This window comes from Rhodococcus sp. P14, assembly GCF_000256505.1.
GTDB classification, from domain to species: domain Bacteria; phylum Actinomycetota; class Actinomycetes; order Mycobacteriales; family Mycobacteriaceae; genus Rhodococcus; species Rhodococcus ruber.
The window spans coordinates 1-4,427 of the sequence record NZ_AJFC01000099.1 but is presented as its reverse complement, the minus strand read 5'-3'; the positions used below and the strand labels follow the sequence as shown (position 1 = coordinate 4,427).

4 protein-coding genes are annotated in these 4,427 nt (G+C 75.4%); all 4 read right to left on the bottom strand.

The features are described 5' to 3' along the window. The coding region (locus tag OEY_RS0107145) for a cobalamin biosynthesis protein (protein ID WP_010593207.1) at positions 1-209 on the bottom strand (209 nt) is incomplete at its 3' end. Beyond that, positions 197-2,557, bottom strand: coding sequence for a cobyrinate a,c-diamide synthase (locus OEY_RS0107140; RefSeq protein WP_010593206.1), 2,361 nt, complete (start codon positions 2,555-2,557; stop codon positions 197-199). The genes OEY_RS0107145 and OEY_RS0107140, both read right to left, overlap by 13 nt. A gap of 61 nt (positions 2,558-2,618) precedes the next feature. Next, the gene (gene cobO / locus OEY_RS0107135; protein WP_010593205.1) at positions 2,619-3,233 is read right to left on the bottom strand and encodes a cob(I)yrinic acid a,c-diamide adenosyltransferase; all 615 of its coding nucleotides are present in this window, start codon (positions 3,231-3,233) and stop codon (positions 2,619-2,621) included. Beyond that, on the bottom strand, positions 3,234-4,427 hold a 1,194-nt coding region (locus OEY_RS0107130; RefSeq protein WP_010593204.1), incomplete at its 5' end, for a VWA domain-containing protein.

Sequence of the window (4,427 nt, the reverse complement as noted above, 5' to 3'; positions counted from 1 at the left end):
GCCCCGTAGCCGAGCCCCGTGGCGCCGCCGACCAGCACCACGGTGAACAGTGCCCCGGCCGCCCGGTGATCCGCGTACAGCGCCCGTTCGGTCGCGCGCGCGATCCGGCCGAAGCCGCTCACCGGATGGAACCGGCGGGGATCGCCGAACGCCCGGTCGGCGGCATAGCCCAGGACGAGGCCGGCGGCGCGGGCATTCACGTCGGCCACGCCTCGAGCAGCGCCGCGGTCGTCTGCGGGTCGCGCACCGCGATGCGCACCCAGTCCGCGCCGAGGCCGGGGAACGTGTCGCCGCGGCGCACCGCGAACCCCCGGCCCCGCAGGCGCTCCCGCGTGCCGGCCGGGACGTGTGCCAGCACGAACGGCGCCGCGGACGGTCCGGCCACCGCGACGCCGAGGGCGGTCAGGCCGTCCACGAGGACGGCGCGGTCGGCCGCGATCTGCACGGCGGCCCGCTCGGCCTCGACCGTGGCCGCCGCCGACGCGCACGCGATCATCGCCGCCGCCGCCGGTGTGGACACCGACCACGGTGGCTGGTGCGCGGCCAGTTCGGCGACGATCGACTCGTCACCGAGCACGTATCCGGCGCGGATCCCGGGAATCGCCCACGTCTTGGTGAGCGAGCGGATCACCACGACACCCGGAATCGACTCCCCGGCAAGCGATTCGGTCTCTCCCGGTACCGCATCCATGAACGCCTCGTCCACCACGAGCACCCGCCCGGGGCGCGCCAGGGCCCGCAGCGCGGCAGCCGGGTGCAGCACCCCGGTCGGGTTCGTCGGGTTGCCGACGACCACGAGGTCGGCGTCGTCGGGCACCGGCGCCGCGTCGAGGACGAACCCGTCCTCGGCCCGCAACAGCACCCGGGTCACCTCGTGCCCGGCGACGCGCAGCGCCGCCTCCGGCTCGGTGAACTGCGGGTGGATCACCACCGGTCGCGCCCAGCGGCGGGCGCGGGCGACGAGGGTGAACGCCTCCGCGCCGCCGGCGGTGGGAAGCACCTCGTGCGGATCGCGGCCGTGCCGCGCGGCCAGGGCCGCGCGCGCCGCCCGCGGATCCGGATACCGGTCCAGTTCGGCCAGCGAGCCCGTCAGTGCCGCCTCGAGCCAGTCCGGACGCGGCCGGCGCGCGACGTTGACGGCCAGATCCACCAGGCCGGGGGTCGCCTCCCGGTCACCGTGGTGCTGCAGGTCCGGTGCGGCGGTACGGGTCGTGCGTGGCGGCGGGGGGACCGGCGTCGCGGCCCGCACCGCCTCGGCGAACCGCCGGGCAAGGACCGGATGCCCGGCCCAGTGGGTGTGCAGATAGGACGCGTGCACGGTGGCGGAGGCGAACCCGTCGGGCCTACCGCCCAGCAGCCACGCCGGCTCGCCGGTGGAATCCACGGCGGTACGGTGGAATTCGTGCCCGGTCACCCGAGCGCCCGCCGGGGCGAGCAGCGTGTCGCGGGGCGCGACGGCGGTGCGGTAGCCGAGGGTGAGCCGCGGGGTCATCCGCGCGGACGCGTCGACCGCGCCGACCATCGGAGCGCCGTCCACGTCGCGGCACAGGTACAGCAGGCCCGCGCACTCGGCAACGGTGGGCGTGCCGGCCGCGATCGCGGCCCGCAGATGCTCGCGCAGCGGCGTGTTCGCAGCCAGGTCCGCGGCGTGCACCTCGGGGAACCCGCCGCCGAGGTAGATCCCGGCGGTGCCGTCCGGCAGGCGTTCGTCGCGCAGCGGATCGAAGACGACGGTGCGGCACCCGGCGGCGCGCAGCATCTCCTCGGTCTCGGCGTAGCGGAACGTGAAGGCGCGACCGCCGGCGACCGCGACGACCGGTCCGTCCTCGGCCGACTCGCCCGGCTCCCACGGTTCGGTGACGAGAGCCGGTGCGCTGCGGGCGATCCGCATCACCTCGGCAAGATCGACGCGCGCGGTGATCTGCGCGGCCAGCCGGTCGAGCTGGGCGGCCGCCCCGGCCCGCTCCTGCGCCGGCACCAGCCCCAGATGCCGCGACGGCGCCGAGATCCCGTCGTCGCGCTGCAGCACCCCGAGCACCGGAACGCCCGTCGCGGCCAGGGCCTCGACCACCTCGTCGGAATGCCGCACCGAACCGGCCTTGTTCAGGATCACCCCGGCGATGCGGACACCGCGGTCGAACGTGGCCATGCCGTGCACCACCGCCGCGATGGAACGGGAGGCGTGCGAGACGTCGACGACGAGGACCACCGGGGCGCCGAGCACCGTGGCGGTGTGGGCGGTGGACGCGAAACCGTCGGCGCCGAGCATCCCGTCGTACAGGCCCATCACGCCCTCGACGATCGCGACGTCCGCGCCGCGGGCGCCGTGCGTGAGCAGCGGTGCGAGCAGGTCGGTGCCGACGAGGTGCGCGTCGAGGTTACGTCCCGGCCGGCCCGTCGCGAGGGCGTGGTAGCCGGGGTCGATGTAGTCCGGGCCGACCTTGTGCCCCGACACGGTGTGCCCGGCCGACCGCAGTGCGGCCATGAGACCCGTTGCGACCGTGGTCTTCCCGTGCCCGGACGCCGGCGCGGCGATCACCAGCCGCGGCAGCGTCACCACGCTGCCACCCCGAGTGTCACCACGCTGCCGAGTGTCACCACGCTGCCACACCCGAGTGTCACCACTCGATGCCCTTCTGGCCCTTCTGGCCCGCGTCCATCGGGTGCTTGATCTTCGTCATCTCGGTCACGAGATCCGCGGCCTCGATCAACGCCGGATGCGCCCGGCGGCCGGTGATCACGACGTGCTGGTGGCCGGGACGCGCGGCGAGCGTCCGCACCACCTCGTCGGCGTCGATCCAGCCCCAGCCGATCGGGTAGGTGAATTCGTCGAGCACGTACAGCCCGTGCTGCTCGGCGGCGAGCCGGCGCTGGATCTCCCGCCACCCGGCGAGCGCCGCGGCGGCGTGGTCCTCCTCGGTGCCGTCCTTGCGGGACCACGACCACCCGGAGCCCATCTTGTGCCACTCGATCGGGCCGCCCGTGCCGCGTTCGGTGTGCAGGTCGCCGAGGGTCTCGAAGGCGGTCTGCTCACCGAGACGCCACTTGGCGGACTTGACGAATTGGAACACCGCGACCGACCAGCCCTGGTTCCAGCCGCGCAGTGCCAGACCGAACGCGGCGGTCGACTTGCCCTTGCCGTCGCCGGTGTGGACCATCAGCAGCGGCCGGTTGCGGCGCTGACGGGTGGTGAGACCGTCGTCCGGCACGGTGGCCGGTTGTCCCTTCGGCATCTACGCGGCCCTTCCTCGGACGACGGTGGTGAGCGCGTCGGCGTGGACCTCGCCGACGGGAACGTGTTCGGCGCCGAGCCGTTCGGCGAGCCGGGCCGCGAGACCCATGCGGAACCGGCCGGTCTCGGAATCCACGACGACCGCGTCGATCCCGGCGGTGGCGATGCGGTCGGCGGCCGCGAGGGACCGGGCCACCGCGTCCGCACCTGCGGTGGCGCGACCGTCGGTGACCACGACGAGCAACGCCCGCCGGTCGGGTTCGCGCAGCCGGTGCCGCCGGATCGTCTCGGCCGCCTCGAGCAGTCCCTCGGCGAGCGGGGTGCGCCCGCCCGCCGGCAGCTCCCGCAGCCGGGGCGCGGCCACGTCCACCGAATTGGTCGGCGGCAGGGCGAGCACGGCGCGATCGCCGCGGAAGGTCACCAGACCGACGGTGTCGCGGCGCCGGTAGGCGTCGAGCAGCAGCGACAGGATCGCCGTCTTGACCTGCGTCATCCGCTGCCGCGCCGCCATGGAGCCGGAGGCGTCGACGCACAGCAGCACCAGGTTGGCCTCCCGCCCCTCGACGACCTTCCGCCGCACCTGCCACCCGTGCGCGTTTCCGGTAGTTCCCGCTACCGGAAACGCGCACGGGTGGGCGGCGGTGGCGCGGATGGTGGCGGGCAGGTGGATGGGGCCGGTGTCGGCGCGACGCTCGCCGACCGTGCGGCCGACCGTCGTGCGCGCCCGGGAGCGCCGGCCCGCGGTGCCGCGGCCCGTGCGGTCGGCGGTGAACAGCCGGGTCCGGTAGGGCTCGGCCGGGGTCGCGACGGACGTCGCCGCGCCCGCGCCCGCCGCACGGTCGTCCCGGTCCGGCGTCGCTTCGCCGCCTCCGGGACCGTCGGGACCGGCACCGCCGGGGCCGGGGCCGGGATCGTCCGGGTCGGGATCGTCCGGGTCCGGCTCGGGGGCCCGGTCGCCCAGGAGTTCGTCGAGCAGCGTCTCGTCCATGCCGGGCTCGTCGAAGGGGTTGCGGCGACGACGGTGCGGCAACGCGAGCCGCGCCGCCACCGCGATGTCCTCCCGCGTGACCTCGTCGCGGCCCGCCCAGGCCGCGTGCGCGACGGCGGTCTTCGCGGTGACCAGGTCGGCGCGCATCCCGTCGACATCGAACGCCGCGCACACCTCCGCGATCGCGACGAGCGCGTCGTCGCCGAG

Coding starts and splice junctions, on each gene's coding strand:
- cobO (WP_010593205.1), bottom strand. CDS start 3,233: ATGCCGAAGGGACAACCGGCCACCGTGCCGGACGACGGTCTCACCACC.